At 64.3% G+C, this 25,576-nt stretch carries 27 protein-coding genes; 23 read left to right on the forward strand and 4 right to left on the reverse strand.

What is annotated here, in order from left to right; all coding sequences use genetic code 11:
* Position 1: 1 nt before the first annotated feature.
* From KLP40_RS18145 to KLP40_RS18155, 3 genes are all read right to left on the reverse strand, one after another.
* Complete coding sequence (locus KLP40_RS18145; RefSeq protein WP_215595250.1) at positions 2-1,426, reverse strand: TolC family protein; 1,425 nt, start codon at positions 1,424-1,426, stop codon at positions 2-4.
* A 239-nt stretch (positions 1,427-1,665) separates the two neighbouring features.
* Complete coding sequence (locus KLP40_RS18150) at positions 1,666-2,037, reverse strand: hypothetical protein (RefSeq protein ID WP_215595251.1); 372 nt, start codon at positions 2,035-2,037, stop codon at positions 1,666-1,668.
* Between the two features lie 188 nt (positions 2,038-2,225).
* Positions 2,226-3,812: a bifunctional metallophosphatase/5'-nucleotidase gene (locus tag KLP40_RS18155; RefSeq protein WP_215595252.1), complete on the reverse strand. Its 1,587-nt coding sequence runs from the start codon at positions 3,810-3,812 to the stop codon at positions 2,226-2,228.
* A gap of 164 nt (positions 3,813-3,976) precedes the next feature.
* Here KLP40_RS18155 and KLP40_RS18160 point away from each other — a divergent pair, with 164 nt between their 5' ends.
* The 23 genes from KLP40_RS18160 (at position 3,977) to KLP40_RS18270 (ending at position 24,246) form a co-directional block, all read left to right on the forward strand.
* A complete protein-coding gene (locus KLP40_RS18160; RefSeq protein ID WP_246558995.1) occupies positions 3,977-4,294 on the forward strand; it encodes an ArsR/SmtB family transcription factor in 318 nt (105 codons plus the stop codon).
* 70 nt (positions 4,295-4,364) lie between these two features.
* Positions 4,365-5,183 (forward strand): sulfite exporter TauE/SafE family protein, encoded by an 819-nt coding sequence (locus tag KLP40_RS18165; protein ID WP_215595253.1) that lies wholly within the window; start codon positions 4,365-4,367, stop codon positions 5,181-5,183.
* 63 nt (positions 5,184-5,246) lie between these two features.
* A complete protein-coding gene (locus KLP40_RS18170; RefSeq protein ID WP_215595254.1) occupies positions 5,247-6,605 on the forward strand; it encodes an MBL fold metallo-hydrolase in 1,359 nt (452 codons plus the stop codon).
* A gap of 79 nt (positions 6,606-6,684) precedes the next feature.
* The gene (locus KLP40_RS18175; RefSeq protein ID WP_215595255.1) at positions 6,685-7,023 is read left to right on the forward strand and encodes a rhodanese-like domain-containing protein; all 339 of its coding nucleotides are present in this window, start codon (positions 6,685-6,687) and stop codon (positions 7,021-7,023) included.
* A gap of 97 nt (positions 7,024-7,120) precedes the next feature.
* On the forward strand, positions 7,121-7,681 hold the full coding sequence (locus KLP40_RS18180) for a YeeE/YedE family protein (RefSeq protein WP_215595256.1): 561 nt from the start codon (positions 7,121-7,123) through the stop codon (positions 7,679-7,681).
* An 11-nt stretch (positions 7,682-7,692) separates the two neighbouring features.
* Positions 7,693-8,310: a class I SAM-dependent methyltransferase gene (locus KLP40_RS18185; protein WP_215595257.1), complete on the forward strand. Its 618-nt coding sequence runs from the start codon at positions 7,693-7,695 to the stop codon at positions 8,308-8,310.
* 21 nt (positions 8,311-8,331) lie between these two features.
* Positions 8,332-8,742 (forward strand): DUF6691 family protein, encoded by a 411-nt coding sequence (locus KLP40_RS18190; protein ID WP_215595258.1) that lies wholly within the window; start codon positions 8,332-8,334, stop codon positions 8,740-8,742.
* Positions 8,743-8,795: 53 nt separating this feature from the next.
* The gene (locus KLP40_RS18195) at positions 8,796-9,854 is read left to right on the forward strand and encodes a c-type cytochrome (RefSeq protein ID WP_215595259.1); all 1,059 of its coding nucleotides are present in this window, start codon (positions 8,796-8,798) and stop codon (positions 9,852-9,854) included.
* An 11-nt stretch (positions 9,855-9,865) separates the two neighbouring features.
* Complete coding sequence (locus KLP40_RS18200) at positions 9,866-11,326, forward strand: OprD family outer membrane porin (RefSeq protein ID WP_215595260.1); 1,461 nt, start codon at positions 9,866-9,868, stop codon at positions 11,324-11,326.
* Between the two features lie 147 nt (positions 11,327-11,473).
* Positions 11,474-12,484 carry a YeiH family protein gene (locus KLP40_RS18205; protein WP_215595261.1) on the forward strand — a complete coding sequence of 337 codons (1,011 nt, stop codon included), beginning with the start codon at positions 11,474-11,476 and terminating at the stop codon, positions 12,482-12,484.
* Between the two features lie 47 nt (positions 12,485-12,531).
* Positions 12,532-13,017, forward strand: coding sequence for a DsrE family protein (locus KLP40_RS18210; protein WP_215595262.1), 486 nt, complete (start codon positions 12,532-12,534; stop codon positions 13,015-13,017).
* A gap of 146 nt (positions 13,018-13,163) precedes the next feature.
* Complete coding sequence (locus KLP40_RS18215; RefSeq protein WP_215595263.1) at positions 13,164-14,030, forward strand: helix-turn-helix domain-containing protein; 867 nt, start codon at positions 13,164-13,166, stop codon at positions 14,028-14,030.
* 371 nt (positions 14,031-14,401) lie between these two features.
* Positions 14,402-15,481, forward strand: coding sequence for a cytochrome c oxidase subunit II (locus tag KLP40_RS18220; protein WP_215595264.1), 1,080 nt, complete (start codon positions 14,402-14,404; stop codon positions 15,479-15,481).
* Between the two features lie 35 nt (positions 15,482-15,516).
* Positions 15,517-17,409 (forward strand): cytochrome c oxidase subunit I, encoded by a 1,893-nt coding sequence (locus KLP40_RS18225; protein ID WP_215595265.1) that lies wholly within the window; start codon positions 15,517-15,519, stop codon positions 17,407-17,409.
* A 51-nt stretch (positions 17,410-17,460) separates the two neighbouring features.
* The gene (locus KLP40_RS18230) at positions 17,461-17,904 is read left to right on the forward strand and encodes a DUF983 domain-containing protein (protein WP_246558997.1); all 444 of its coding nucleotides are present in this window, start codon (positions 17,461-17,463) and stop codon (positions 17,902-17,904) included.
* A gap of 118 nt (positions 17,905-18,022) precedes the next feature.
* Positions 18,023-19,453: a cytochrome ubiquinol oxidase subunit I gene (locus tag KLP40_RS18235; protein ID WP_215595266.1), complete on the forward strand. Its 1,431-nt coding sequence runs from the start codon at positions 18,023-18,025 to the stop codon at positions 19,451-19,453.
* 12 nt (positions 19,454-19,465) lie between these two features.
* A complete protein-coding gene (cydB, locus tag KLP40_RS18240) occupies positions 19,466-20,500 on the forward strand; it encodes a cytochrome d ubiquinol oxidase subunit II (protein ID WP_215595267.1) in 1,035 nt (344 codons plus the stop codon).
* A gap of 33 nt (positions 20,501-20,533) precedes the next feature.
* A complete protein-coding gene (locus KLP40_RS18245; RefSeq protein WP_215595268.1) occupies positions 20,534-20,896 on the forward strand; it encodes a hypothetical protein in 363 nt (120 codons plus the stop codon).
* Between the two features lie 50 nt (positions 20,897-20,946).
* The gene (locus tag KLP40_RS18250) at positions 20,947-21,210 is read left to right on the forward strand and encodes a hypothetical protein (RefSeq protein ID WP_215595275.1); all 264 of its coding nucleotides are present in this window, start codon (positions 20,947-20,949) and stop codon (positions 21,208-21,210) included.
* Positions 21,211-21,334: 124 nt separating this feature from the next.
* On the forward strand, positions 21,335-21,988 hold the full coding sequence (locus KLP40_RS18255) for a peroxiredoxin (RefSeq protein WP_246558999.1): 654 nt from the start codon (positions 21,335-21,337) through the stop codon (positions 21,986-21,988).
* A gap of 245 nt (positions 21,989-22,233) precedes the next feature.
* Positions 22,234-22,650: a hypothetical protein gene (locus tag KLP40_RS18260; protein ID WP_215595269.1), complete on the forward strand. Its 417-nt coding sequence runs from the start codon at positions 22,234-22,236 to the stop codon at positions 22,648-22,650.
* A 447-nt stretch (positions 22,651-23,097) separates the two neighbouring features.
* Positions 23,098-23,562 carry a hypothetical protein gene (locus KLP40_RS18265; protein WP_215595270.1) on the forward strand — a complete coding sequence of 155 codons (465 nt, stop codon included), beginning with the start codon at positions 23,098-23,100 and terminating at the stop codon, positions 23,560-23,562.
* 3 nt (positions 23,563-23,565) lie between these two features.
* Positions 23,566-24,246 carry an SCO family protein gene (locus KLP40_RS18270; RefSeq protein ID WP_215595271.1) on the forward strand — a complete coding sequence of 227 codons (681 nt, stop codon included), beginning with the start codon at positions 23,566-23,568 and terminating at the stop codon, positions 24,244-24,246.
* A gap of 368 nt (positions 24,247-24,614) precedes the next feature.
* On the opposite strand, the gene KLP40_RS18275 is transcribed toward KLP40_RS18270, so the two are convergent.
* Positions 24,615-25,576: cyclic nucleotide-binding domain-containing protein (locus KLP40_RS18275; protein WP_215595272.1), on the reverse strand; the 962-nt coding region annotated here is incomplete at its 5' end.

Below are 25,576 nucleotides of genomic sequence, written 5' to 3' on the forward strand. Positions count from 1 at the left end.
GCTAGGGCGTTACGGGGGTGAAAAACAAGGAAAAGTCGCCGGCGGCGGCGGTTTGCAGCAGCACGGCCTGCCAGGCGGCGTTGGCGGTGAGCACCTGGTCCTGCTCGGCCTGCTGCAGCCCGTACAGCGCCTGCGTCACGTCGACCACGGTGGCGAGGCCCGAGTTATAAAGGGCCAGCTTCTGGCGGTAAGCCTGGCGGGCGGCCGCGAGCTGCAGCGGGGCCTGACGGGCGCGCTCGGCGGCCAGCTGCCGGCGCTGCCGGGCCAGGGAAGCCTGGTTGCTGAGCTCCAGCTGCTGCTGGCGGTATTCGGCCTGCAGACCCTGAGTGCGCAGGTTTTCGGCCTTGGCCTGGGCCTGCACGCGGGGCCAGTCGAGCAGATCGAACACCACGCCCACGCCTATCGCGTAATTGAAGCGGGTGAGGGCGGCCCCGCCCAGTCCGTAGTCGGTCTGCCCGTTGTAGCCCAGGCCGGAGCCCCGGCCCCAGGTGGCACCCAGCAGGGAAAGCCGGGGCCGGTACTGGCGGCGGATGACGGTTTCGCGGGCCTGGCCCAGGTCTACCGCCCGCTGCTGCAGGCCCAGCGTGGGGTGCGTGGCCGTGGGCGGCACCTGCGCGGGCGGCAGCGTGTGGTTGTAGAGCGTATCGGGCTGCCAGGTGGTGCCGGGCTGGCCCAGCAGGGTGGAAAGGCGGGCCTGGCGGTCGGCTTCCTGCTCGCGGGCGGTTAGCAGCGCCAGCTTTGACTGCGCCTCAGCAGCGCGGGCCAGCGTGCTGTCTACGCCCGGGCGCAGGCCGTTCAGGGCCAGCCGGGTGATGGTCTTTTTCAGTACGGTTACCCGGCGTACGTCCTGCTCGCGTACCCGGCGCAGACTTTGGGTAGCCAGCAAATCGAGGTAGGTCTGGGCCACCCGCAGCTGCTGGGTGAACAGCTCGTTGTCGGCGTCGGCCTGGGCGTAGCCGCGGGCCGCTTCGGCGCGGGCCCGCTGGGCGGGGTACTGGCCAAAGGTCACCGGGCTCCATTCGGCCAGGGCCGTGCCCATACTGCCGAACACGGCATTGTAGGAGTTTACCCCGCTCAGCGAGCCGCTGCTGGGGATGATGGTGCCGATGGGCAGCATGGTGCCGGCCACGGCGTTGGTGGAGCCGTAACTCACCTGCCCGCTGAGCCGCATGGAGGGCAGGCGCTGGGTTTTCGTTTGAGTGAGGTCGGCCTCGGCGGCCTGCACCTGGTAGGCTTTGGCCTGCAGACGCGGGGCCTGGGTGCGGGCCAGCTCCAGGGCTTCTGACAGGGATAACGGCCGGCCGGCAGCCGGCCTCGCCGGGAGCTGTTGCGCCCGGCCGACTGGTCCCGCCAGCAGCAAGGCTATCAGTAGCCGCCGACTACCCGACGGCAGGAGCCGGGCAAAGGATACAAAAGGGAAAAACATAGGGTCCGAGAAATCAGAACAGAAATCCGGGCCGGGCACACCGGGGTGCCGCCGGCCGGTTGATGGGCAGATTTGCTGGGGTTCTCAGGAAAAGGTGGGGCTGCCCGGAGGCCGCAGCCGGGGCAACGGAAGAGTGCCGCATGAGGCGGCAGGCCGGCCAGGGTATAAAAAAACCGGTTACCGCCCCCCTAGCAGGAAGCAATTAACCGGGTAGGCACCCGGCTCCACAACGCATTTTCCTAAGAAAAGCGAACGGGCGGAGCCTTGTTGGGGTGGTTGGCAAACGAGAGCTCGGGACCGGCATTCGGGCCGCGGGCAGGGTTGAGCGGGGGCTCATCGGCCGGAAACAGGAGGCCGAAATACAGAGCCGGAAAGTCAGCGCCCAGCGAGAGGTCGAGCGGCAGCAGCTTGGTTTTTACCACCGACGCTTGGTCGGCCTGGGGGTCGGCCTGCACCGTCTGCAGCTTCTTTTTGCAGAGGCCGGTTCGGGACGACTCCTGCTGGCTGCTGTAGTCCGGGGTTGATGCCAGAACCCGGGCAGGCAGCGGCTGGCAATGCAAGGTAATTCCCGCATAAAGCAGCAACAGCAAATGGGCCAGCAATCGAGACATAGACAACGGGTGCAGGTGCAAAGGTGCACACTTTTGCCGGAACGCAACCGGGGCAAAGGCGCGCCAGCACGGTCAATGGTTGCTGGCCAGCCTCAAATTACCATTCACGAGCACCGGCAACTAGCCTAAAAAATCAGGTTGAGTGGTCCCGGCGCGCCAGGCTCCCGCCGCCTGACGGCAGTACATATTTACTTCGCCACCACCTGCACCCGTGCCAGCTTTGGAGGTGCTAGGCTACCGCGCCGCCGTAGCCCCGCCTCTACCACCTGCGTCACACCCTTGTCCAGCTTCTGAATATTCTGCCCCTTCGCGAAGGTGGTGTAGCGGTGGATGCCGCTGAGCATCCCGTTGTGCGTAACCACCCGGTAGGGGCGCTGCGGGTCCAGGGGCTGCCCGTTCACCTGCACCCCGCTCACCCGCTGGCCCACGGGCCGGTTCAGGTCAGCCGTCCAGTCCAGCCCGCTGGATTGCAGCAGCCCCCCTACCCGCGCCAGGTCGTCGCCGGGGTTCTGGTTGGTAGCCGTTTGCTCCAGCAGCTGCCGCACCTGCGCGCCGGTCAGCTCCAGCGTGACTAGTTTGGAAGGGTGCGGAAGCAGCGTGTAGAGCATTTCGCGGGTAACGGGGCCGGGCTCCAGCGACACGCCATAGCCCACGCCGGGCAGGAAAGCCAGCTCGGCACCGGTGGCCTCGCGCAGCAGCTCGCCAGCGAGCTGGTCGAAGGGGCTGGCCGATTTGTACTGCCGCCCGATGCGGCCGGTGGCGGTGGCCAGTACCGCTTCCAACTGCGCTCTATGCGGGGCTCGCAACGAGTCCACGAGCTGCGCAATAGTCGCGTCAGCTGGAAATTCCTTCGTCCAAAGGGTGGGCGCGGTGCCCTCGACGCTGGTTATTTTGCCCGCCTTCACCTGCACGGTGAGCTGGCCCAGCACAGCCGCGTCCGACAGGGCCTGTACCACCCAGACCTTACCTACTTGGCGGGGCGGCGCAATCCGGTCGTGGGAGTGGGCCCCCACCACCAGGTCGATGCCGGGCACCTCGCGGGCTAGCCGCTCATCCACCTTAGTACCCTGGTGGGAGAGAACCACGACCACGTCGGCGCGGGCGCGCAAGGCCGGCACGTAGTGCCGGGCCGCCTCCAGACCGCTGCTAAACGTCAGTTCTTTCGTGTTGTCCGGGTTACCGGTCTGGGCCGTATTGTGGTAGGCCAGGGCCAGCACGCCCACGCGCACCCCGCCCACGGTAAACACCTGGGTGGGTTCACCCAGAAACGGCTGGCCGGTGGCCTTGTCCGTCACGTTGGCCCCGCGTATGGGAAAGCGGGCCAGCTGCTGCAGTTCGCGGGTGCGGGCCGCGCCGTAGTCGAAATCGTGGTTGCCCAAGGCCATGAACTGGTAGCCCAGCGCGTTCATCAGCCGGATATTGGCCGCTCCCTTGGTCAGGTTGGCCAACAAGTCGTCGCTGAACGTGTCGCCCCCATCCAGCAGCAGTACGTTGCCGGCGCCCCGCTCCTGCCGCACTCGCTGCACGGCCGTGGCCAGGTGGGCGAAGCCACCGACCTGCCCGGCGCGCTCAAACGAGGACGGGCTGCGACCCGGGTCGCCGGTCTGGGCGGTGGCGTTGCCGGGGCTCACGGCGAAGGGCCGGTGCCGACCGTGGATATCGTTAGTGTGCAGAATGGTGAAGGAGCCGCTGACCGTAGCCGCCTCCTGGCGGGATAACGCACGCTGGCAGCTACTCAGCACCCAGGACGCCGCCAGGACAATTGCGCCTAGCATTAGCCGACGTTTCAAAAGCCAACGTTTCAGATCTGGGAAGCGGGATGAAGTGGTAATGGGACAAGTAGTGGAAAGGGCCTGCATGCGAACGTGAAATATTTTGGAACCAACAAGAGCGACAAATTTGCATACATGAACAAATGATCATACATTTGTTGTGCCTTATGACACCGACTACCACCTCCGCCGATTTGAACCTGACCACCGAGAAGATGGAGAAGGTGGCCTTTATTCTCAAGACCACGGCCCATCCCACCCGCATTGCCATTGTGCAGCTGCTGGCCAACCAGCAAAGCCTGTCGGTGACGGACATCTGCGAGCAACTGGGCTCGGAGCAGAGCCTGACCTCGCACCACCTCACGGGCATGAAGCTCAAGGGCATTCTCAGCTCCCACCGCGAAGGCAAAAACATCTTCTACTCGCTGAAGATGCGCGAAGTGGTGGACGTGATTCAGTGCCTGGCCGGCTGCACCTTCCTGTAGGAAGGCGGCCTTTTTTTGGCCCTAATACATGAATAGACCTTCATAAATACATACGTTCACTCGTTCATCCATGTTGCATTACCTCGGCTACTTCGCGGCTATTTTCATCGGCCTCTCCCTCGGCATCATGGGCGGGGGTGGCTCCATCCTCACGGTGCCGGTGCTGGTGTACCTGATGGGCGTGAGCCCGGTGCTGAGCACGGCCTACTCCCTGTTCGTGGTGGGCAGCACTTCCGTGGTAGGGGCTTCGGGCTACTTCCGCAAGGGGCTGGTGTCGCTGAAAACAGCCATCGTGTTCCTGATTCCCTCGCTGCTGGCCGTGTTTGCCGTGCGCAAGCTGCTGATGCCGGCTATACCCCACGAGTTGTTTACCATCGGCAGCCTCGTCTTCACCAAGGATTTGCTGGTGCTGGTGGCCTTTGCTGTGCTGATGGTGGTAGCCGCCACCTCCATGATCCGCAGCAAGCAGGCCGAGCAGGTGCTGGACGAGGAGCTGCACCAGAAGCACGCCTTCAACTACCCGCTCATTCTAGGCATCGGGCTGGTGGTGGGCACGCTCACGGGCTTCGTGGGCGCGGGCGGCGGCTTCCTCATTATCCCGGCCCTGGTGCTGGGCGCGCGCCTGCCCATGAAACTGGCCGTGGGCACGTCGCTGGCCATCATCGCCCTGAACTCGCTCATCGGCTTTACCGGCGATTTGAGCGCGGGCACCCCCATCGCCTGGAGCTTTCTGCTCGGCTTTCTGGCCTTTGCCCTGGTCGGCATCGTGCTGGGCACCTACCTGGCCCGCTTCATTCCGGGCGCCAAACTCAAGCCGGCCTTCGGCTGGTTCACGCTGGCCATGGGCACGTTTATTCTGCTGCGCGAGCTGGTGTTCAGTCACGCGTAATCTTTTCTCCTCCAGCAACCGATCATCTTTTCCCACTCCACTTTTTTCAACCCGTTTGCCGTTATGAAAATCGAACAGTTTGAAGACAAGGGCCTGGCCCACTTTTCCTACGCCATCCTGAGCGAGTGCGCCCGCGAAATCGTGCTCATCGACCCCGCCCGCGACCCGCAGCCCTACTACGACTACGCCAACGCCAATGACGCCAGGATTGTGAGCGTCATCGAAACCCACCCCCACGCCGACTTCGTGAGCAGCCACCTGGAAATTGCCCAGCAGACCGGCGCCGTTATCCGCGTGAGCCGGCTGCTGGGGGCCGATTACGCCCACGAGGCCTTCGATGAGGGCCAGGAGTTTGCGGTGGGTAAGCTCACGTTCCGGGCCCTGAACACGCCCGGCCACTCGCCCGACTCCATCAGCATCGTGGTGAGCCGTGAGGGCCAGGATGAGGCCGTATTCACCGGCGATACGCTCTTTATCGGCGACGTGGGCCGCCCCGACCTGCGCGAGAAAGCCGGCAACATGACCGCCAAGCGCGAGGAGCTGGCCCGGCAGATGTACCACTCGCTGCGCGACAAGCTGATGCCGCTGGCCGGCACCGTGCTGGTGTACCCGGCCCACGGCGCGGGCAGCCTCTGCGGCAAGGCCCTGAGCGGGGCCAACAGCAGCACCATCGCCGACGAGAAGTTCGGCAACCCCATGCTGCGGGACATGAGCGAGGAAGAGTTCGTGCGCGAGCTGCTCCAGGACCAGCCCTTCATTCCTAAGTACTTCGGCTACGACGTGGCCCTCAACAAAGCCGGCGCGCCCGCCTACGCCCCCAGCGTGCAGCAGGTGCCGCGCCTGGAAGCCGGCACCGAGCTGGAGGCCGGCGTGGTCGTTGTCGACTCGCGCCCTGAAGCCGAGTTCAAGCAGGGCCACGTAGAAGGCGCCATCAACATCCAGCAGGGTGGCAAGTTTGAAACCTGGCTGGGCTCCATCGTGGGCCCCGAGGAGCGGTTCTACCTGCTGGCCGCCGACGAGGCCACGCTCGAGGACCTGATCCAGAAAACCGCCAAAATCGGGTACGAAGCCCTGATTAAAGGCGCGCTGGTGGGTACCCCGGCGACCGAGGCCACGATTCCTCAGCTGGACGTGGACGCTTTCCGCCAGCATCCCGAGAACTACACCATCGTGGACATCCGCAACGCTACCGAGCACCGCGACGAGCCCATTTTTGCCGGCGCCCTGAGCATTCCGCTGCCCGAGCTGCGGGAGCGGGCTTCTGAAATCCCCTCCGGTAAGCCCGTGGTGGTGCACTGCGCCGGCGGCTACCGCTCGGCGGCGGGCTCCAGCATCGTGGCCGACGCGCTGCCCGAGGAGGCTACGGTCTACGACCTGGGCGAGGCCGTGAAGTCGTTCCAGTCGGCTTCGGCAGCCCATTAGGGAAGTCTTGATTCGCGCCTGGGGGAAACGGTGGCCCCGGTTGTCCGCCGCCTTGCTCATTTGCCTTTTCTCGTTTGCCATGTTTGACTTTTTGAAACCCTCGGCCCCGGCCTATCAGAACCTGACGCCCGCCCAGTTTGCTGAAGGGCTGCGCCGCCACCCGGTTACGCTGCTGGACGTGCGCCGCCCCGACGAGTTTGCCGGCGGCCACCTGCCCGGGGCCGTGAACATCGATGTCACCGGCCCCGACTTCGCCCGCCGCGTGGCCGCCCTCGACAAAACCAAGCCCACCTATGTGTACTGCCGCAGCGGGGCCCGCTCGGCCACGGCCGCCACGCAGCTCACCAAGGCCGGCTTTGCCGACGTGGCCAACCTGCTGGGCGGCGTGCTCGACTGGCCCCACGCGCTGGTGCGCTAGATTGGTCGCCCAGCCTGTTACCTGCCAACCCGCCCGGCCGGCGGCCCTGCTGCCGGCCGGGCTTTCGTTTCCCCACTTTTCTTCTGAACTGCTTTCTATGCTGGAATTGATTCGTCAGCCCTGGCCCTGGTACGTGGCCGGCCCGCTGATTGGCCTGACGGTACCGGCCCTGCTGCTGGTGGGCAACAAGGCCCTGGGCATCAGCTCCTCGCTGCGCCACGTGTGCGCGGCCTGCGTGCCGGCCGGCATCCCGTTTCTGAATTACAACTGGCGCGCCGAAATCTGGAACCTGTGGTTTGTGCTCGGCATCGGCCTGGGCGGCTACGTGGGCTACCAGCTGCTGGGCCACCCCGACACCATTGCCATTTCGGCCGAAACCGTGCGCGACCTCAAAGCCCAGATGGGCCTGACCGACTTCTCGGGTTTGCTGCCCAGGGAGCTGTTTGCCCTGGAAAACCTCTCGAACTGGAAAGGCTGGGTGTTTCTGGTGCTGGGCGGCTTTTTAGTCGGCTTCGGCACGCGCTACGCCGGGGGCTGCACCTCGGGGCACGCCATTTCGGGCCTCTCCAACCTGCAGTGGGTGTCGCTGGTGGCCGTCATTGCCTTCTTCGTGGGCGGGCTGCTCATGACCTGGTTGTTCTACCCGATGATGTTCTAATTCCCCTTGCCATGAGCGTTCCTTCGCTGCCCGTTGAGTTCTGGGATGCCCGCTACGAAAGCGAGCAGTACGCCTACGGCACCGAGCCCAACGCCTACTTCCGTCAGCAGCTGGACCGGCTGCCGCCCGGACGCCTGCTGCTGCTGGCCGAAGGCGAGGGCCGCAACGCCGTATACGCCGCCCGGCGCGGCTGGCAGGTCACGGCCGTGGACTTCAGCGACGAGGCCCGGGCCAAAGCCCAGCGCCTGGCCGTGGCCCAGGGCGTCCACCTGAACTACCTGGTAGCCGACCTGACGGACCTCACCTGGCAGCAGCCCGGCGCTTACGAGGCCATCGGGCTGATTTACGCCCACCTGCCGCCCCTGGCCCGCCGGGCCGTGCACGCGGCGGCGGCCGCCAGCCTGGCCCCGGGCGGGCACCTGCTGCTGGAGGCCTTCAGCCCCCGGCAACTGGGCCTGGCTTCCGGCGGCCCCAAGGCGGCCGAGCTGCTCTACGAGCCGGCCGATCTGGCCCGCGACTTTGCCGCCCTGCACGTGCTGCACAACCAGGAAGCGGCCGTGGTGCTGCACGAGGGTGCCTTTCACGCCGGCCCGGCCCAAGTGGTGCGCCTGCTGGCGAGCCGCTCTTAATCTCTTCTTCTGCTACTTCACATGAAAAATCTTAAATACCTGGTGCTGGGCGTGTTGTTCGGTATTATCCTGACCAAGAGCGAAGTCATCAGCTGGTTCCGCATCCAGGAGATGTTCCGCTTCCAGGCCTTCCACATGTACGGGGTCATCGGCTCGGCCATTGTCGTGGGCATGCTCTCCATCCAGCTCATCAAGCGCAACCACCTCAAAAGCCTGGACGGCGAGCCCATTCGCATTGCCGACAAGAAATTCAACCACGGTACCTGGATCGGGGGTACCATCTTCGGGCTGGGCTGGGCCCTGACCGGCGCCTGCCCGGGCCCGCTGTTCGCGCAGCTGGGCAGCGGCGTGGCCTCGGCCGCCGTGCTGATTCTGGCCGCCCTGGCCGGCACCTGGGCCTACAGCGCCCTGCGCGAGCGGCTACCCCTGTAGCCGGTACGGGGTATTGTCCTCTCCTTCACTACTTTTTCCAGCCTCCGCCTCTCATGGAGCCCTCTCAGGAACCCATCGTTGCGCGCCTGTCCGGGTTGGTGCGCGTGCTGCTGCTGCTGACGGCTGTGCTGGTGCTGGTAGCCACCATCGTACTGACCCGCTATTACGGGCCCGCACTGGCCTCATCGCCCCCCACTGTAGCCGATGAGGCCAGTCAGGGGCCGCCCCCGGTGGGCAGCTACCACCGGCCCGCCACCCCGGCCCCGGACACGGCCACGATTCCGCGCACGGCCGCCGGCCGGCAGATCCGCTACGGCCGCGAGCTGATTGCCCACACCGCCCGTTTTCTGGGGCCACAGGGCTCCGTCGCGCACCTGACTAACGGCCTGAACTGCCAGAACTGTCACCTTGAGGCGGGCACCCGGGGCTTTGCCAACAACTACCTGGCCGTGGCCGCCACCTACCCCAAGCTGCGGGCCCGCTCGGGCACGCTGGTCACCACGCAAATGCGGGTGAACGACTGCCTGGAGCGCAGCCTCAACGGCCGGGCCTTACCTGACAGCAGCCGGGAGATGCGCGCCATCGTGGCCTACATCAACTGGCTGGGACAGGGCATTCCGAAGGGCAAAAAAGTGTACGGCACGGGCTTCCTGAAGCTGGCCTACCTGGACCGGGCCGCCGATCCGGAGGTGGGCCGGGCCGTGTTTGCGGCCAAGTGCCAGAGCTGCCACGGCCTCGAGGGGGAAGGCAGGATGCTGGCCGACGGGCGCGAATACCAATACCCACCGCTGTGGGGCCCGCGCAGCTACAACGACGGGGCGGGTTTGTACCGCGTCACCAACCTGGCCCGCTACGTGAAAGCAGCCATGCCGTACGGGGCCAGCTTCGACCATCCGCAGCTGACTGATGCGCAGGCCTGGGACGTGGCTGCCTTCGTCAATTCCCGTCCCCGGCCCCACCTGGTCACCCCCCACGACTGGCCCGACATCCGCAAAAAGCCCGTGGATCATCCGTTCGGGCCCTACGCCGATGCTTTTTCGGCGCGTCAGCACAAGTTCGGGCCTTACCAGCCCATTGAGGACGCCCGCCCCACGTCCTCTGCCGCCAACTAATTTTCCCGCTCATGCTTCGCTCCCTTCGTTTGGTAGCAGCCGGGCTGGGCCTGCTGCTGCCGCTGGCGGCCCGGGCGCAGCAGGCCCAGCCGGCCCCCACCCTGCCCACTACCGGCCGCGACCGGACCAAGCCCTACGCACCGCCGCAGCCGGCTGCCGACACCGTGCGCGCCCGCACCCTGGCCGAGGCCTTCGGCAAGGGCCACTGGCACGGCCGGGTCCGCAATTACTTCATGGCCACGCTCAATCAGGGCAGCCATCCCGATTACTATGCCAATGGCCTCGGGGCCGGGGTTCGGTTTGAAACGGCTCCGTTGCACGGCTTGCAGCTGGGGGCCGGCGGCTTTTTCTGGACCAACCTGGCGTCCAACGACCTGGCCACCCCGGATGCCCGCACCCAGGCCGTGAGCCGCTACGAGGTGGGGCTCTTTGACGTGACCAACCCCACGCGGCGCCGGCTGACCGGCCGGGCGGAGGAGCTGTTTTTGCGCTACCGCTGGCGGCAGTCCACCCTCACGCTGGGCCGGCAGCTGCTGACCACGCCCCTGCTTAACCCCCAGGACGGTCGCCTGAGTCCCAACTACGCGCAAGGGCTGTGGCTGGAATTCCGCGAGCTGCCCGCTACTACGCTCACCGCCGGCTGGCTCACGCACCTGGCCGTTCGCTCCACTACCGACTGGTCGTCGGTAGCCGGCTCGGTGGGCCTCTATCCCATGGGCGTAACGGAAGCCGGCCAGCGGGCTGCCTACGCGGGCCAGTTGCGCAGCCGCGGCATCGGCGTCGCGGGAGTAACGCACCAGTGGGGCGCGCGCACCACCGTGCAGGCCTGGAATTACTACGCCGACAACCTGTTCAATGCCAGCTTCGCGGAGCTGACTGCTACCCGGCCCGCCGGGGCGGGGCAACTGAGCGGCGGCACGCAGTACCACTACCAGCGCACGGTGGGCCGCGGCGGCAACCCGGACCCGCGCCTGGCCTACAGCGCCCCCGGCCGGCAGGCCCACGCCCTGAGCGCCCGCCTGGGCTACCAGCGCGGGGCCTGGAGCGTGAGCGGCAATTACACCCGCATCACCCGCACGGGGCGCTTTCTGTTTCCGCGCGAGTGGGGCCGCGAGCCATTCTACACCTTCCTGCCCCGGGAGCGGGAAGAGGGCTTCGGGGGGCTGGATGCGGCGGCCCTGCTGGCCAGCTACTCGTTTGCACGGGTACCAGGTCTTAAAGTTGAAGCCGGCTACGGCCATTATTACCTGCCCGATGTGCGCAATACCCGCCTCAACAAGTACGGCATGCCGTCTTACAGCCAATTGAATACCTCCCTGAGCTATCCGTTCCGGGGGTGGGCCCGGGGCCTGCGCGGGCAGGTGCTGTACGTGCACAAAGGCCGGCTGGGCGACACCTACGGGGAGGCCCGCTACGTGGTCAATAAAGTGAATATGCACCTGCTTAACCTGATTCTCAACTACGATTTCTAGCTGACTTGCCGCATGCTGTATCCCCAACTGTAGCTCCGGTACTGCAGCCATTATAACTACAGGTAATAGCGCATAACTATTTGCAGTTATGCGCGGGCCCCGACTGCTCGTACCTTACGAATCAGCTGCCATCCGCTTTCTCCGCTCATGCCTACCGCTACTACTTCCCCGGCTACCACCCCGGTATCGAACTGGGCCCCGCTGCTGCTGACGCCCCGCCCTGTTCTGGGCAAGCGCGTGACCCTACAGCAGGTGTTGTTCGTGCTGGGCGGCCTGTTCTGCCTCACCCCCTGGGCCTCGCCCCCGGTAGCCCTGGGCCTGGGCCTGCTGCTGGCGTTACTGGTGGGCAACCCTTACCTGCCGCGCACCCGTGCCCTGACGGCTAGGCTGCTGCAGTATTCGGTCGTGGGCCTGGGCTTTGGCATGAATGCCCACGCGGCCGTGCAGGCCGGACGGGAAGGGCTGCTGTTCACCGTGGCCTCCATCCTGGGGACGCTGCTGCTGGGCTACGTAGTGGGACAGGCCCTGAAGCTGAACCGGCGCGTGACGCACCTGATTTCCTGCGGTACGGCCATTTGCGGGGGCTCGGCCATTGCCGCGGTGGGGCCGGTGGTGCACGCCAGCGAGGAAGAGATGTCGGTGTCGCTGGGTACCGTGTTCGTGCTGAACGCCGTGGCCCTGTTTGCATTCCCCTTTATCGGGCACGCGCTGGGCTTGACGCAAAACCAGTTCGGACTGTGGGCCGCCATTGCCATCCACGACACCAGCTCGGTGGTGGGCGCGGCCACGGCCTACGGCGACCAGGCCCTGCAGGTAGCTACCACCGTGAAGCTGGCGCGCGCCCTGTGGATTATCCCCGTGGCGCTGGGCACGGCCCTGGCCTTTCGGGAAAAGAACGTGCAGGTGAAAATCCCTTACTTTATCCTGGGTTTCGTGGCGGCCATGCTGCTCAACACCTTCGTGCCGGCCCTGCGGCCCCTGAGCCCCTACCTGGTGCAGCTGGCCAAAATCGGTTTGACCCTGACGCTGTTTTTCATTGGGGCGGGCATGTCAGCGAAGGTCATACGGGCGGTAGGCCCCCGGCCCTACGTGCTCGGCATCACCCTGTGGATGCTGATTTCCAGTATTTCCCTCTACGTTATTCTGCACACGGTTTAGCTGACTCCCCCCGGACCCAGTACGCTTCTCACTTCCTTTCTACCGTCATGAGCTCTACCCGTTTTCTGCTTGCCGCGCTGCTCGTCAGCGGTTTTTCCCTGGAAGCATCCGCCCAGGCTCTCAAACCATCGGCCGATCAGCTGGCCTTCGAGCGGGGTACTTTTGCGGGAGCTACCGCCGACAAAAGCCACTACCACGTCGTGTATCAGCTTGACAGCGACGATCCGAAGCTGATCAAGATGACGCTGCGCAACATGAAGAACGCGCTGGAGGACCCGCGCCTGAAAGGCAAGCTGCAAATGGAGCTGGTCGCCTACGCCGGCGGCACGAACGTCTTTCGCAAAGACCAGCCCTACGAGCCGGAGCTGCAGGCCCTAAAGGCACAGGGCGTGATTCTGGCCCAGTGCCTGAATACGCTCAGGGAGCGTAACATCAGCAAGGAAGACCTTTTTCCCTTTGTGAGCTACGTGCCCACCGGCAACGGGGAGCTGATTATTCGTCAGGCCCAGGGCTGGGCGCTGGTACATCCGTAGCTCCGACTTGTAGCTTTCTCCCGACATGCCAACTGCCCGACTGGGTTTGCGTGCGAATTGGCCCCAGTTCAGTTTGCTCGTAGTCGGAAGCGCCTTCGTCCTGTCCTAAGAAATGTTCGCTGTCCCGGCCTACGTACCAGATCCGCGTGAAAGACTCCCATATCCCCGTTTATTGCATCGACTCCTACCCGGACGGGCAGGGCCAGGAGGAATTCTACGCCCAGCGTCTGGAAACCCTCATTGCCCGCTTTGCCGGCATTGACAAGGCGCATACGCACGACTTTTACATGCTGCTCTACGTGCGGCAGGGCACCGGTACGCACACCATCGACTTTGTGACGTATCCGGTACAGCCCGGCAGCCTGTTTTTCCTGGCCCCAGGTCAAATGCACAGCTGGGATCTGAGCGCCGACTGTACGGGCTACCTGCTCTTCTTTGAGGAAGCCTTTTACCTGCACAGCTACCCGGCCAGCCGCTTGCGCGAATACCCATTTTTCAAGTCGTTGCGGGCTCCACTCGTGCAACTGCCCGCCCAGCATCCGCCGTTTCCCAGCTTACTGGAACAAGTGCTCCAGGAATCGGAAAGCTACTTTGACAACCGCCTGCAAGTGCTGCGGGCCTGTTTGTACGTGTTGCTGGAACTGGCGGCCCGCTACGCCCAGGCCGACGATACGCCGGGTGGGGCCAACCCACGCCAGGCCCAGCAGCTACGGGCTTTTGAAACCCTGCTCGAGCAACACTTCCGCGCCGAGAAAACCGTGCAGGCCTATGCGCAGTGGCTGAATATAACCCCTAACCACCTTAATGCCCTTTGCCGCCAGCAGCGGGGTCACACGGCCAGCGACCTGATTCAGCGGCGGGTGCAGGTGGAGGCCCAGCGGCTGCTGGTGCACTCCGAGCAGCCCGTGAAGCAGATTGCCACCGACCTGGGTTTCCGGGATGCCTCCTACTTCGGCCGCTTCTTTCGCAAGCGCACGGGCATCACCCCGGAACAATTCCGGGACAATCGTTGATATGTGGGATATATTCCCTGTTTTGTGTCTTTATACGCATTATCACAGGCTGTACATTTGTAAATGTACCAGATAAGCCTTGGCCTTCGCTAGCGTATTACCTGGTGCGTAATCAGCCCCCGGCATATGAAAAAAGCGGCCCTCTCTTTTCCATTGCTTTTCATTGAGCGTCTGGTCTGGCTGGCAATTCCCCTCGCTACCACGGCCGCTCTCCTGCTGGTCTGGCTCAGAAAACTGGTGTAGCCGACGACGCCTACGGTGTGGTCCGGGCTTCTCCGGTTCGTCCGCTAACAACGGTCTCCGGGTCGCAGCCAATGGCTTCGCGGCCGGTGTTTGCGGCGCGGCACTTCCATCTCTTCTCCTTCTTTTTTATGACAGTCCTTGGTATTGTGCTGGTAGTGGTTCTGTTGCTGGTCGTATTCGCCCTGCTTCTCCGGCTCCAGCTGCTGACCTCCATCTTTTCCGGCAACTCCACCCGCGACATTGGCTGGGGTAACCGCGTCAATGCGGCGCTGATGCTGGTATTCCTGATTGGCGGGGGCGCCTGGCTGGCGTGGTCGGCCGTCAGTAGCTACTCCCGGCTCGATATTCCAATTGCTTCCGTGCACGGAGCTGATGTTGACCGGCTGTTCTGGACGACCATGATCATCCTGGGAGTGGCGTTCGTGCTCGTGCAGGTATTCCTGTTCGTGTACGCCTACAAGTATCAGCACAAAGAAGGGAAGCGGGCATTTTTCTACTCGCACAATAATCGTCTGGAAGTTATCTGGACGCTGATTCCGGCCATTGTTTTTGCCGGTTTGGTATTCGCGGGCTGGAAGCAGTGGAGCCGTATCACGGGGCCGGCTCCCAAGGACGCGGTGGTGCTGGAGGTAATGGGCAAGCAGTTTAACTGGCTGGTGCGCTATCCGGGCCGCGACCAGAAACTGGGGGTGGTCAACTACCGCCTGATTGACGCGGTAAATGAGTTTGGGTTCGATTTAAGCGATAAGCGGGGGCTCGACGACTTTACGGCCGGGGAGATTCACATTCCCAAGGGCCACCCGATCATGCTCAAGATTCGCTCACGCGACGTCCTGCACTCGGTGTACATGCCCCAGTTCCGGTTGCAGATGTACGCCGTGCCGGGGATGCCCACCAACTTCTGGTTCATTCCCACCAAAACCACGGACGAAATGCGCGCGCAGACGGGCAACCCCAACTTCAATTATGAGCTGGCCTGCAACCAGGTGTGCGGCCGGGGGCATTTTGCCATGAAGATGATCGTGGTAGTGGATGAGCCGGATGATTACGTGGCCTGGTTTGGTCAGCAAAAGTCCTTCTCATCCCAAAACCCCGAGGTGCTGGCCGCCTTGCGGGCACAACCCACCCTGCTGCCGGCCCAAACGGCCGCCGTTTCCTCCGCTACCGTGCGCGCCAGCGGTAGCCTGGCAGCCCGCGCGGCGCACTAACAACCCGATCCTTCCGTCTTTTCTTTTGCGTAGTCATGGAAAACACCCCCAATCTTTCTCCGGAACTGCCTTCCAACAGCGGGGCCGCTCTGCCGGCAGCTCCGGCGACCAGTCCGGCTACGCTGCCGCACGAGCAAGCTGATACGCACGAGCACCACGAGCACCACGAGCAGCACTGGCTGTTCAAGTACGTGTTCAGCACCGACCACAAGATGATTGGCAAGCAGTTTCTGATCACCGGGATACTGTGGGCCGTGGTAGGGGGCGCCTTATCCACGCTGTTTCGGCTGCAACTGGGCTGGCCGGAAGGTACCATGGAGTGGCTCAAGCCGCTGCTGGGCAAGTGGATTGAGGCCGGCAAGCTCAACCCGGAGTTCTATCTGGCCCTGGTGACCATGCACGGCACCATCATGGTGTTCTTCGTGCTCACGGCCGGCCTGAGCGGCACGTTCTCCAACTTTCTGATTCCGCTGCAGATCGGGGCCCGCGACATGGCCTCGGGCTTTATGAACATGCTCTCCTACTGGTTCTTCTTCGTGTCCAGCGCCGTCATGTTCAGCTCCATCTTCATCGAAACCGGGCCGGCAGCCTCCGGCTGGACGATTTACCCGCCGTTGAGCGCGCTGCCGCAGTCCATCTCGGGCTCGGGTATGGGCATGACCATGTGGCTGGTATCGATGGCCCTGTTTATCGTTTCGCAGCTGCTGGGCGGGGTCAACTACATTACCACCATCATCAACCTGCGCACCCAGGGCATGAGTATGAGCAAAATGCCCCTGACCATCTGGGCCTTTATGCTCACGGCCGTGCTGGGGCTGCTCTCGTTTCCGGTACTGCTGGCGGCCGTGCTGCTGCTGTTCTTCGACCGGTCGCTGGGCACCTCGTTTTTCCTGTCCGATATCTACATTGCCGGCCAGGCCTTGCCCAACACGGGCGGCAGCCCCGTGCTGTTTCAGCATTTGTTCTGGTTTTTGGGTCACCCGGAGGTGTACATCATCATTATGCCGGCCATGGGCATGGTATCGGAAATTATGGCGACCCACTCCCGCAAGCCTATTTTCGGCTACCGTGCCATGATTGGCTCCCTGATGGGCATTTCCTTGCTTTCCTTCGTGGTGTGGGGCCACCATATGTTCGTGACGGGCATGAACCCGTTCCTGGGCTCGGTGTTTGTTTTTCTGACCCTGATGATTGCCGTACCCTCGGCCGTGAAGAGCTTCAACTGGCTGGCAACGCTCTGGCGCGGCAACATTCGGTTTACGTCCGCCATGCTCTTTTCCGTAGGGTTCGTATCCCTGTTCGTAGCGGGTGGCCTGACGGGCATTGTGCTGGGCAACGCGGCCCTGGATATTCAGCTGCACAACACGTACTTCCTGGTAGCCCACTTTCACCTGGTAATGGGCTCGTCGGCCATGTTCGGCATGTTTGCCGGCATCTACCACTGGTACCCCAAGATGTTCGGGCGTATGATGGATGAGCGGCTGGGCTACCTGCACTTCTGGCTTACGTTTGCCGGGGCCTACCTCACCTTTATTCCGATGCACTACATCGGCATTGCCGGCTTCCCGCGCCGCTACTACGCCTGGACGGGCTTTGACATGTTCTCGCAGTTTGCCGACGTGAACAAGTTCATTTCGGTGGCGGCCATTGCCGTATTCTTTGCCCAGTTTATCTTCCTGTTCAACTTCTTCTACAGCATGTGGCGCGGCCGCCGGGCTACTGAAAACCCGTGGAACTCGAACACGCTGGAATGGACTACGCCCGTAGAAGTAGGCCACGGCAACTGGCCCGGGGCCATCCCGGCAGTGCACCGCTGGCCGTATGATTACAGCAAGCCCGGCGCGGAAGAAGACTTCATTCCGCAACACGTTCCTTTTTCCCAAACGTCCTCGTCGAATCTGCCTTACGAAAAAAAGGCAGTTGAATAAGGCCCGGCTCTCTCCTGCCGGGAGAAAGTCTCTTTTTAACAATTCCACGTTATGGCACTGTCTTCTTCCTTGCTGGGCTTCGCCGCGCAGCGCTGTCCGCGCTGCCACCAGGGGCGCGTTTTCCAAACCTCCGCCTTCCACCTGGCTCATTTCCAGAATATGCACGAAGCCTGCCCGGCCTGCGGGCAGCACTATGAGCCCGAACCGGGTTTCTACTGGGGCGCCATGTACATCAGCTACGCCTTTTCCGTGGCCATCGTCGTGGCCGTGGGGATTGCCACTTACGTGCTCGGCCACGACCCCGCCACGTGGGTGTACGTGACAGGGGTAGCGGTTGCCACCGTCCTGCTGGTGCCCTTATCGTTCCGCTACTCACGCATGGTCATGCTCTACCTGTTTGCCGGCATCGACTACGACCCCAAGGTAGCGGCCGGGCTGACCCGGCGGCGCCCGAGCACTCCGCCAGCTCGTCAGCCGTCGGAACTGGTCAACTGATTGCGGTTGGCAGCTACTGGCGCTGCGTTTCGCAGGAGAGCCGGTAGCCGCCAGCTGATGAGCTAAAGCGGTACTTCTGCCGCATCCGACTTTCTACTGCTGCCTTTCTACTGCTGCCATGTCCGTTGAAATTCTGTCCCGGATTCAGTTTGCCTTTACGGTAGCCTTCCACTACATCTACCCGCCGCTGAGCATCGGCCTCGGGGTGGTGCTGGTGCTGCTGGAAGGCCAGTACCTGCGCACCCGCAACCCGATGTACGAGCGGCTCACGCGGTTCTGGATTCGCATCTTTGCCCTCATCTTCGGCATCGGCGTGGCCACGGGCATCGTCATGGAGTTCGAGTTCGGCACCAACTGGGCCACCTATTCGCGCTACGTGGGCGACATCTTCGGCTCGGCGCTGGCGGCCGAGGGCATCTTCGCCTTCGCCCTGGAATCGGGCTTTCTGGGCATCCTGCTCTTTGGCTGGAACCGGGTGCCCTCCTGGGTGCACTTTCTCTCCACCGTGATGGTGGCGCTGGGCTCCATGTTCTCGGCCGTCTGGATTGTGGTGGCCAACTCCTGGCAGCAGACGCCGGCCGGCTTCCACATCGTGGGCGCGGGCCTGACGGCGCGGGCCGAAGTCACCGACTTCTGGGCCATGGTCTTCAATCCCAGCAGCGTGGACCGGCTCTCGCACGTGCTTATCGGCTCGCTGCTGGCCGGCTCGTTTCTGGTGCTGAGCGTGAGTGCCTGGTACGTGCTGAACGGGCGGTTCGTGGAAAGCTCGAAAGCAGCCTTCCGGATTGCGCTGCTGGTGGCCACCCTCTCCGGCCTGGGCCAGCTGTTCACCGGCCACCGCTCGGCTGAGGGCGTGAGCGTGAATCAGCCCGCCAAGCTGGCCGCCTTCGAGGGCCACTACCCCGCCTCGGCCCCGGCCGATCTATACCTGCTGGGCTGGGTCGATAATAAAACCCAAACCGTTAAAGGGCTGGCCCTACCCGGGGGGCTGAGCATTCTGCTGCATCAGGACCCGCAGGCGCCGGTGAAGGGCCTGCGCAGCTTCCGGCCCGAGGACCGCCCGCCGGTCAACTTCGTGTTCCAGACCTACCACCTGATGGTGGCCATCGGCATGGCCCTGATCGGGCTGACGCTGCTGGCCAGCTGGCTGCTCTGGCGCGGCCGGCTCTGGCAGACGCGCTGGCTGCTGGCCGTATTCGTGGGGGCTGTGCTGCTGCCCCAGCTGGCCAATCAGCTGGGCTGGTACTCGGCCGAAGTAGGCCGGCAGCCCTGGGTGGTGTACGGGCTGCTGCGCACCTCCGACGCGCTGTCGAAGGCCGTGACGGCGGGGCAGGTGTGGTTTTCGCTGATTCTGTTCACGCTGGTGTACGCCCTGCTGTTCGCCCTGTTTCTGTATTTGCTCACCAAGAAGATCCAGCACGGCCCCGATGAGCACGAGCTCAGTGAAGCCGACCACCTCTCGCCGGCTTCCAAGCGCCACAACCCGGCCATGTCGCACGAGGCGCCCGGCGCTCCGGCCGCGGATCTGGCCCACGTATCCGACCTGTAACCCGCCCGCCTGATGATGACATTTCTGGGACTTGATCTGGCCGTGTGGTGGTTTCTGGTGGTGGGGGCCGTGTTCACCGGCTACGCCGTGCTCGACGGCTTTGACCTGGGGGCCGGCGCCGTGCACCTGCTGCTGCGCAAGGAGGAAAGCCGCCGCATTGCCCTGAACGCCATCGGGCCGGTCTGGGACGGCAACGAGGTGTGGCTGGTGATTGGCGGGGGCACCTTGTTTGCGGGCTTCCCGGTGGTGTACGGCACCGTATTTTCGGCCTTCTACGTGCCGTTCATGCTGTTTCTGGTAGCCCTCATTTTCCGGGCCATTTCCATCGAGTTCCGCAGCAAGGAGCCCATGGCCTGGTGGCGCAGCCTCTGGGACGGGAGCTACTCGGTGGCCTCGGTGGTGATTGCCCTGAGTTTGGGCGTGGTGCTGGGCAACCTCATCCAGGGCCTGCCCGTGGGGGCCGACCGGGAGTTCCACGGCAACTGGCTCACGTTCCTCAACCCCTACGCCCTGCTGGTAGGCGCCACCACGGCGGCGTTGTTTGCCCAGCACGGGGCGGTGTATCTGCTGCTCAAAACCGAGAACCGCCTGTTTGCCCGCCTTACGCTCATCGTGCGGCAGACGCTGCGCGTGTTCACGGGGCTCTACCTGCTGCTCTCGGCCGCCACGCTCTGGCACGTGCCGCACATGCTCACCGTGTTCCGGGCCCAGCCCTGGCTGTTTGCCGTGCCCCTGCTCACGCTGGCGCTGGTGCTCAGCATCGGCCGGCTGATCCGGCGGCGGCGTTACTTCGCGGCCTTTCTCTGCTCGGGCTCCATTGCCGCGCTGCTGCTGCTCACGGTGGCCGCCGGGCTGTTTCCGGTGCTGGTGCGCTCCACCCTCAACCCGGCCTGGAACCTGACCATTTACAACTCCGCCTCTTCCGAAAAGTCGCTGGGCATCATGCTCACCATTGCCGCCATCGGCATTCCGCTGGTGGCCACCTACACGGGCTTCGTGTTCTGGGTGTTCCGCGGCAAGGTGCGCCTGGATGAGGCCAGCTACTAAGATGTCTTCCGTACCAGTTTACCCTGTCGCCCCATGAAGTCACTTTCCCGTCGCCGTTTCAATTGGTCGCCTATGTTGCTGCTGCTGCTGACCAGTAGCCTGAGTATGGCACTCCTGCCGCTCTGGACTGCGTACCGGCACCTGTCGGCACCTGCCGCCACGGTTATTCCCGCTGGTTCCCCGGCGTTGCTCCTCACGCTGGCGGCCAGCCTGCATCTGCTGCTGGGAGCGGCGGCCCTGGGCATTTATTCCCGCAGCCGTCAAACCCGCCACTGGCACCCGCGGGTGGGATTCCTCAGCCCCGTACACGTGCTGCCTGGCGGCGAGCTCAGCCAACCCGTAAGCCGGCGGATTGCGGTGGGGCCCCACCGCCCGAGTAGCGCGCCTATCTTTTAGGCTTGCCCCGTCGTCCCAAGCCTGTTTCTACCTTCTCCAACCGTGACGCCATGAGTTGCCTGATCAAGCGTATTCGCCCCCTGTTGCTGGCCCTGGCCTTGCTGGTGCCCCAGTTGAGTCCGGCCCAATGCGTGCTCTGCAGCACGCAGGTGGAAGCGGCCCGCACCGAAAAGGACGGCTACCAGGCCGACGGGCTGAACACCGGTATTCTCTACCTGATGGCCATTCCCTACGTGCTGATGGGCACCGTCGGCTTTATCTGGTACCGGTACGGCCGGCAGCGCAACCCTGACAGCCCCCCTGCGCCCGCGTAACAACGTGGATCTGGTGGGTAGCTACCAGCAAAAGCGTACTGAACACGCGCCAGCTGCCGGGCCTGGTCCGCGAACTACCCTCTGTTCTTCTGTATCACTCCCCTTTTTCCCTTACCCCCCCCTTATGGAACCCCTCCAACCCCTGGTTTCGATGCCCAGCATCGGCTCGCCGGCCCCCGATTTCACGGCCCAGTCCACCACCGGCCCCATTACGTTTGCTGATTTTGCCCCCGGCAAATGGGTGGTATTCTTTTCGCACCCGGCCGACTTCACCCCCGTGTGCACCACCGAGATGAGTGGCTTTGCCCAGCGCCAGGCCGAATTTGAAGCCCTCAACACCGCGCTGCTGGGCCTGAGCATCGACAGCATCCACTCCCACATTGCCTGGGTCAACAACGTGCGCGAGAAAAGCGGCGTGTACTTCCGCTTCCCCATCATTGCCGACCTGGACATGAAGGTGTCGCGCCTCTACGGCATGCTGCAGCCCGGCGCCAGCGAGACGGCGGCCGTGCGGGCCGTGTTCTTCATCGACCCCGGTCACACGGTGCGCCTGATCATGTACTACCCCATGAGCGTGGGCCGCAACATGGACGAGATGCTGCGCTGCCTGCAGGCGTTGCAGTTTGGCGACCAGCACAAGGTATCCCTGCCCCTGGACTGGCAGCCGGGCGAGAAAGTAATTCTGCCGGCCCCCAAAACCCTGGCGCAGCTCGACGCCCGCCTAGCCGACGACTCGGTGGAGAAGATGGATTTCTACCTGGCTAAAACGCAGCTCTAGCGGTTACCTCTTACAACAGCCAAACGCACGTTGCTTTCCCAGCTGAGCCGGGGGGGGCAACGTGTTTTGCTTTGCGGTCTGATCCCTCTTCGGGAAGCCGGCACAAGCATGGCACAAGGCCACGTTATCAACCAAGACCCTTCCCGGGAGGAAATGGGCTCTTAAAGCCGACATGCTGGCTTATGCTCATAAGTAGGGAAGCTGGTTTGGTTCTCCGTAACGCCGGCCCTTCCTTTGCACTTTCCATGCTGCGCTGCTTCAGCGCGGCGCTGCTGTTGACCATGCGCCGAGCCATTGCCCTTCTGCTTCTCTGCTCCCTGTTGGTGCACTGCGCCGGCCGGTTGGGCATTGTGGCCAGCTGGTGGCTCAACCAGGACTACATTGCCCGGGTACTGTGCCTTAACCGCGACAAGCCCCAACTCAAGTGTAACGGCAAGTGTCACCTGGCCAGGCAGCTCAAGGCCGTGGCACAGGCCGAGCGCAAGCAGCAGCCCGATAGCCGGCAGGCCTTTCAGGAAATCACTCTGTTCTGCGCCCCGCTCGCGGGCCTGATGCTGCCCGTACCCGTCCGGTACGCGGCCAGCCCGCGCTACGCGGTATTCCGCGCTCACGCCTACCACTGGGACCGGCCCGGCCCCGACCACCCGCCCGCCCGCGCCTGAGCCCGCCAGCGGGGCCGCTTGCTACCGCGCCGGCCGGCTGCTGGCGCACTACCGTTGGCCGCTAGGCTGCTGCACGCCTGAAGCGTCCGGCCGGCATCCGTTGGACTGGTGCTGGCCAGTGTAGTGTGCCGGGTAGCCAGTTGTTCTCCGGCCCTGGGTGCGGAAGCAGCCGGCCTAGTTTCCCTTTTTTTATGCGCCCGACCCTTTCCGAGTCGTGCCGCTGGAACTGCCGCTGCGCGCTACCGGCATTGCGCCCGCGCCCCGACGCCGGCCATAGCCCGGCGCCGGACTAAGACCGGGCCTGAACAGGGTACACGGCCGTCAGTTTCCCGAGCGGCAGCATCCGCACCCCGGGGCTGGCAGCGCTGCTGTAGGCAGTGCGGTAAACTGCCTGACCGGGTCTGCCGCGGTAGTCCCGGTGTCTCCCACCGTTTTACTTTTTCAACTATGTTTCCGCTTTCTTCTTCTTTCCGGCTGCTTCCGCTGCTGGGCCTACTTGGCGGGTTGGCCGCGTGCCAGCCGGATTCCGCCGCCCAGCACACTGCCGCCCCCGCCACCAGCCAGGTAGTCCCTGAGGCCACCCGTACTAGTGTCATGCAGCACCACGACGCGCTGATGGGGCGCATGGATGCACTCACCACTGAGCGCCAGCGCCTGCAACGACAACTCCCGACCCTGGATAGCGCCAGCGCCGTCGGGCGGGGCCGCGCCCGCACCATCCGCCGCCGCGTGCTGGCCCTGCAGCAAGCCGATGCGGCCATGATGGAGTGGATGCACCGCTACCGGGAGCCCGACACCACCCGCCTGAGTGCCCACCAGTACCAGGATTTCTGGGCCGACCAGGCCGGGCAGCTCACCCGGCTCGAGCAGCAGATGCGCGCGGCCCTGGACTCGGCTCACCAGTTGCGCTAAGCCATGGACAGCTCATCTATCCGGGTACAACTGCACCCCCTCCGCCTGGGTCTGCTGGCTGGGCTACTGGCCGGGTCGGGCCTGCTGGCCGGCTGCACGGATGCGCCCGCTACCCGGCGGCTGCCCCACCTGGGCGAGCCGCAGGTGCGGGCGGCGGGCGATACGCTCTGGCCCCTGACACCCGCATTCCGGGTCCTCAACCAGGACAGCCAGCAGGTGACCCCGGCCACCTTTGCCGGCCAGGTGTATCTGACGGATTTCTTTTTCACCACCTGCCCCACCATCTGCCCGGGCATGCAGCGCCAACTGCTGCGCGTGTACACCCGCTACCAGGGTGACCGGCGGGTGGCCTTTCTTTCCCACACCATTGACCCCGACCACGATACCTTGCCGGTGCTGCGCGAATACGCCCAGCGGCTGGGCGTGCGCGATGCGCGCCAGTGGCATTTCGCCACGGCCCCACGCGACACGATTTTCACCCTGGCCCGGCAGTATCTGGTGTCGGCGCAGCGCGACCCGACGGCTCCCGGCGGGGCCGTGCACAGCGGGGCCTTCGTGCTGGTGGATGCCCGGCGCCACATCCGCGGCATCTACGACGGCACCCAGCCGGCCGAGGTGGACCGGCTGCTGCGGGAGCTACCCCTGCTGCTGGCCGAACCAGGAGCCGTTACGTCCGGCCCTTAAGGCGACGGGCAGCTTTGCCTGCCCCGGCATTTCTCATTTTCTTCTCCCCCCTTCTCCCTGATCGTCTCTTTTTTATGAAAAACTTCCTGCTGCTGTGCGTACCCTTGCTGCTGACCGGCAACGCACTATGAAGAGCACAAAAAGCGTGGGCAATAGCAACCGGATGGTTTAGCATCTACATCGTCTACCAAGGGTACCCAGCTCAGTTCATGGATGCCTAACCCGACGGCCCCACACTTTTTGATGCTCTCCAACCTGGTTAACGTGGCTGGGGGCTTTCAAGCCATCCGCGCTGCGGGCTTGCCGATGATCATGCCAGTGCTGGCCGTGTGGCGTGTCCAGTGCCGTGGCGGACGACATTAGAATGGTTACCAGTTGCTGCCCCGCAGCCGCTCAGGGTGCAGCAGGTGCACGTAACCGGGCGCCACGTCCAGAATCCCATCCTGGCGGAACTCGCTGAGCGTGCGGCTCAGTGATTCGGGCGCCGTCCCGATGAGGGCGGCCATGTCGTCGCGGCCCAGCGGGATGCGCGGGTCGGCGGGGTTCAGCTGCTGCTGCTGGGCGTGCAGGTGCAGCAGCGTGTCGGCCACCCGGCGGCGCAGGGAGCTGTAGGCCAGCTCGAGGCGCTGCCCGGCCTGCTGCTGCACCTGACCCACCAGCAGGCGCACGAAGCGGCGGCTCACCTCGGGGTGGCGCAGCAGCAGCCGGCTGAAATCGGTGGCCGGGATGTAGAGGATTGCGGCTTCGTCTAGGGCCACGGCCGTGTCGTGGTGGGCGGTGCCGGCCAACAGGGCCTGGTAGCCCAGAAACTCGCCGGGGCCGTGCATGCTCGTTATCAGCTCCTTGCCGGCGGCGGTGGTTTTGCTCACCTTCACGCGGCCGCTCTGCACGAAGTACAGGCGGGTGGCCTCGTCCCCTTCGGCGTAAAGAATGTGGCGGCGGGGCAGCACGTGGGGCCGCCGGTCGGCCACCAGCGCGTCCAGGCCATCGGCGCGGCCGGCATCGGCCAGGAAGTCGTGCACGCCGGCGGGCGTGGCGAGGTAGTCGGGGCGCAGGTGCTGAAAGCGGGCCAGGCGGCCGGCAATGGCCGAGAGCAGCTCCGTGTCGTCGAAGGGCTTGGTGAGGTAGTCGTCGGCGCCCAGCTCCATGCCCCGACGCAGGTCGGCACGTTCGGTTTTGGCCGTGAGGAAGATAAAGGGCACGCCCGCCAGCCGGGGATTCTGGTTGAAGATGTGCAGCACGCCGTAGCCATCGAGCACGGGCATCATGATGTCGCACACCACCAGGTCGGGGCGGGTTTCGAGGGCTTTTTCCACGCCCGCCTTGCCGT

It is taken from the genome of Hymenobacter piscis (assembly GCF_018760735.1).
In the GTDB taxonomy this organism is placed as follows: Bacteria; Bacteroidota; Bacteroidia; order Cytophagales; family Hymenobacteraceae; genus Hymenobacter; species Hymenobacter piscis.

Bases quoted from the DNA above. Each gene is read 5' to 3' on its own strand.
- KLP40_RS18210 (WP_215595262.1), top strand. From the start codon at position 12,532: ATGAGCTCTACCCGTTTTCTGCTTGCCGCGCTGCTCGTCAGCGGTTTT.
- KLP40_RS18175 (WP_215595255.1), top strand. From the start codon at position 6,685: ATGTTTGACTTTTTGAAACCCTCGGCCCCGGCCTATCAGAACCTGACG.
- KLP40_RS18230 (WP_246558997.1), top strand. From the start codon at position 17,461: ATGGCACTGTCTTCTTCCTTGCTGGGCTTCGCCGCGCAGCGCTGTCCG.
- KLP40_RS18245 (WP_215595268.1), top strand. From the start codon at position 20,534: ATGAAGTCACTTTCCCGTCGCCGTTTCAATTGGTCGCCTATGTTGCTG.
- KLP40_RS18165 (WP_215595253.1), top strand. From the start codon at position 4,365: ATGTTGCATTACCTCGGCTACTTCGCGGCTATTTTCATCGGCCTCTCC.
- KLP40_RS18155 (WP_215595252.1), bottom strand. From the start codon at position 3,812: ATGCTAGGCGCAATTGTCCTGGCGGCGTCCTGGGTGCTGAGTAGCTGC.
- KLP40_RS18260 (WP_215595269.1), top strand. From the start codon at position 22,234: ATGCTGCGCTGCTTCAGCGCGGCGCTGCTGTTGACCATGCGCCGAGCC.
- KLP40_RS18225 (WP_215595265.1), top strand. From the start codon at position 15,517: ATGGAAAACACCCCCAATCTTTCTCCGGAACTGCCTTCCAACAGCGGG.
- KLP40_RS18150 (WP_215595251.1), bottom strand. From the start codon at position 2,037: ATGTCTCGATTGCTGGCCCATTTGCTGTTGCTGCTTTATGCGGGAATT.
- KLP40_RS18160 (WP_246558995.1), top strand. From the start codon at position 3,977: ATGACACCGACTACCACCTCCGCCGATTTGAACCTGACCACCGAGAAG.
- KLP40_RS18270 (WP_215595271.1), top strand. From the start codon at position 23,566: ATGGACAGCTCATCTATCCGGGTACAACTGCACCCCCTCCGCCTGGGT.
- KLP40_RS18145 (WP_215595250.1), bottom strand. From the start codon at position 1,426: ATGTTTTTCCCTTTTGTATCCTTTGCCCGGCTCCTGCCGTCGGGTAGT.
- KLP40_RS18250 (WP_215595275.1), top strand. From the start codon at position 20,947: ATGAGTTGCCTGATCAAGCGTATTCGCCCCCTGTTGCTGGCCCTGGCC.
- KLP40_RS18195 (WP_215595259.1), top strand. From the start codon at position 8,796: ATGGAGCCCTCTCAGGAACCCATCGTTGCGCGCCTGTCCGGGTTGGTG.
- KLP40_RS18170 (WP_215595254.1), top strand. From the start codon at position 5,247: ATGAAAATCGAACAGTTTGAAGACAAGGGCCTGGCCCACTTTTCCTAC.
- KLP40_RS18220 (WP_215595264.1), top strand. From the start codon at position 14,402: ATGACAGTCCTTGGTATTGTGCTGGTAGTGGTTCTGTTGCTGGTCGTA.
- KLP40_RS18200 (WP_215595260.1), top strand. From the start codon at position 9,866: ATGCTTCGCTCCCTTCGTTTGGTAGCAGCCGGGCTGGGCCTGCTGCTG.
- cydB (WP_215595267.1), top strand. From the start codon at position 19,466: ATGATGACATTTCTGGGACTTGATCTGGCCGTGTGGTGGTTTCTGGTG.
- KLP40_RS18265 (WP_215595270.1), top strand. From the start codon at position 23,098: ATGTTTCCGCTTTCTTCTTCTTTCCGGCTGCTTCCGCTGCTGGGCCTA.
- KLP40_RS18190 (WP_215595258.1), top strand. From the start codon at position 8,332: ATGAAAAATCTTAAATACCTGGTGCTGGGCGTGTTGTTCGGTATTATC.
- KLP40_RS18255 (WP_246558999.1), top strand. From the start codon at position 21,335: ATGGAACCCCTCCAACCCCTGGTTTCGATGCCCAGCATCGGCTCGCCG.
- KLP40_RS18235 (WP_215595266.1), top strand. From the start codon at position 18,023: ATGTCCGTTGAAATTCTGTCCCGGATTCAGTTTGCCTTTACGGTAGCC.
- KLP40_RS18205 (WP_215595261.1), top strand. From the start codon at position 11,474: ATGCCTACCGCTACTACTTCCCCGGCTACCACCCCGGTATCGAACTGG.
- KLP40_RS18185 (WP_215595257.1), top strand. From the start codon at position 7,693: ATGAGCGTTCCTTCGCTGCCCGTTGAGTTCTGGGATGCCCGCTACGAA.
- KLP40_RS18180 (WP_215595256.1), top strand. From the start codon at position 7,121: ATGCTGGAATTGATTCGTCAGCCCTGGCCCTGGTACGTGGCCGGCCCG.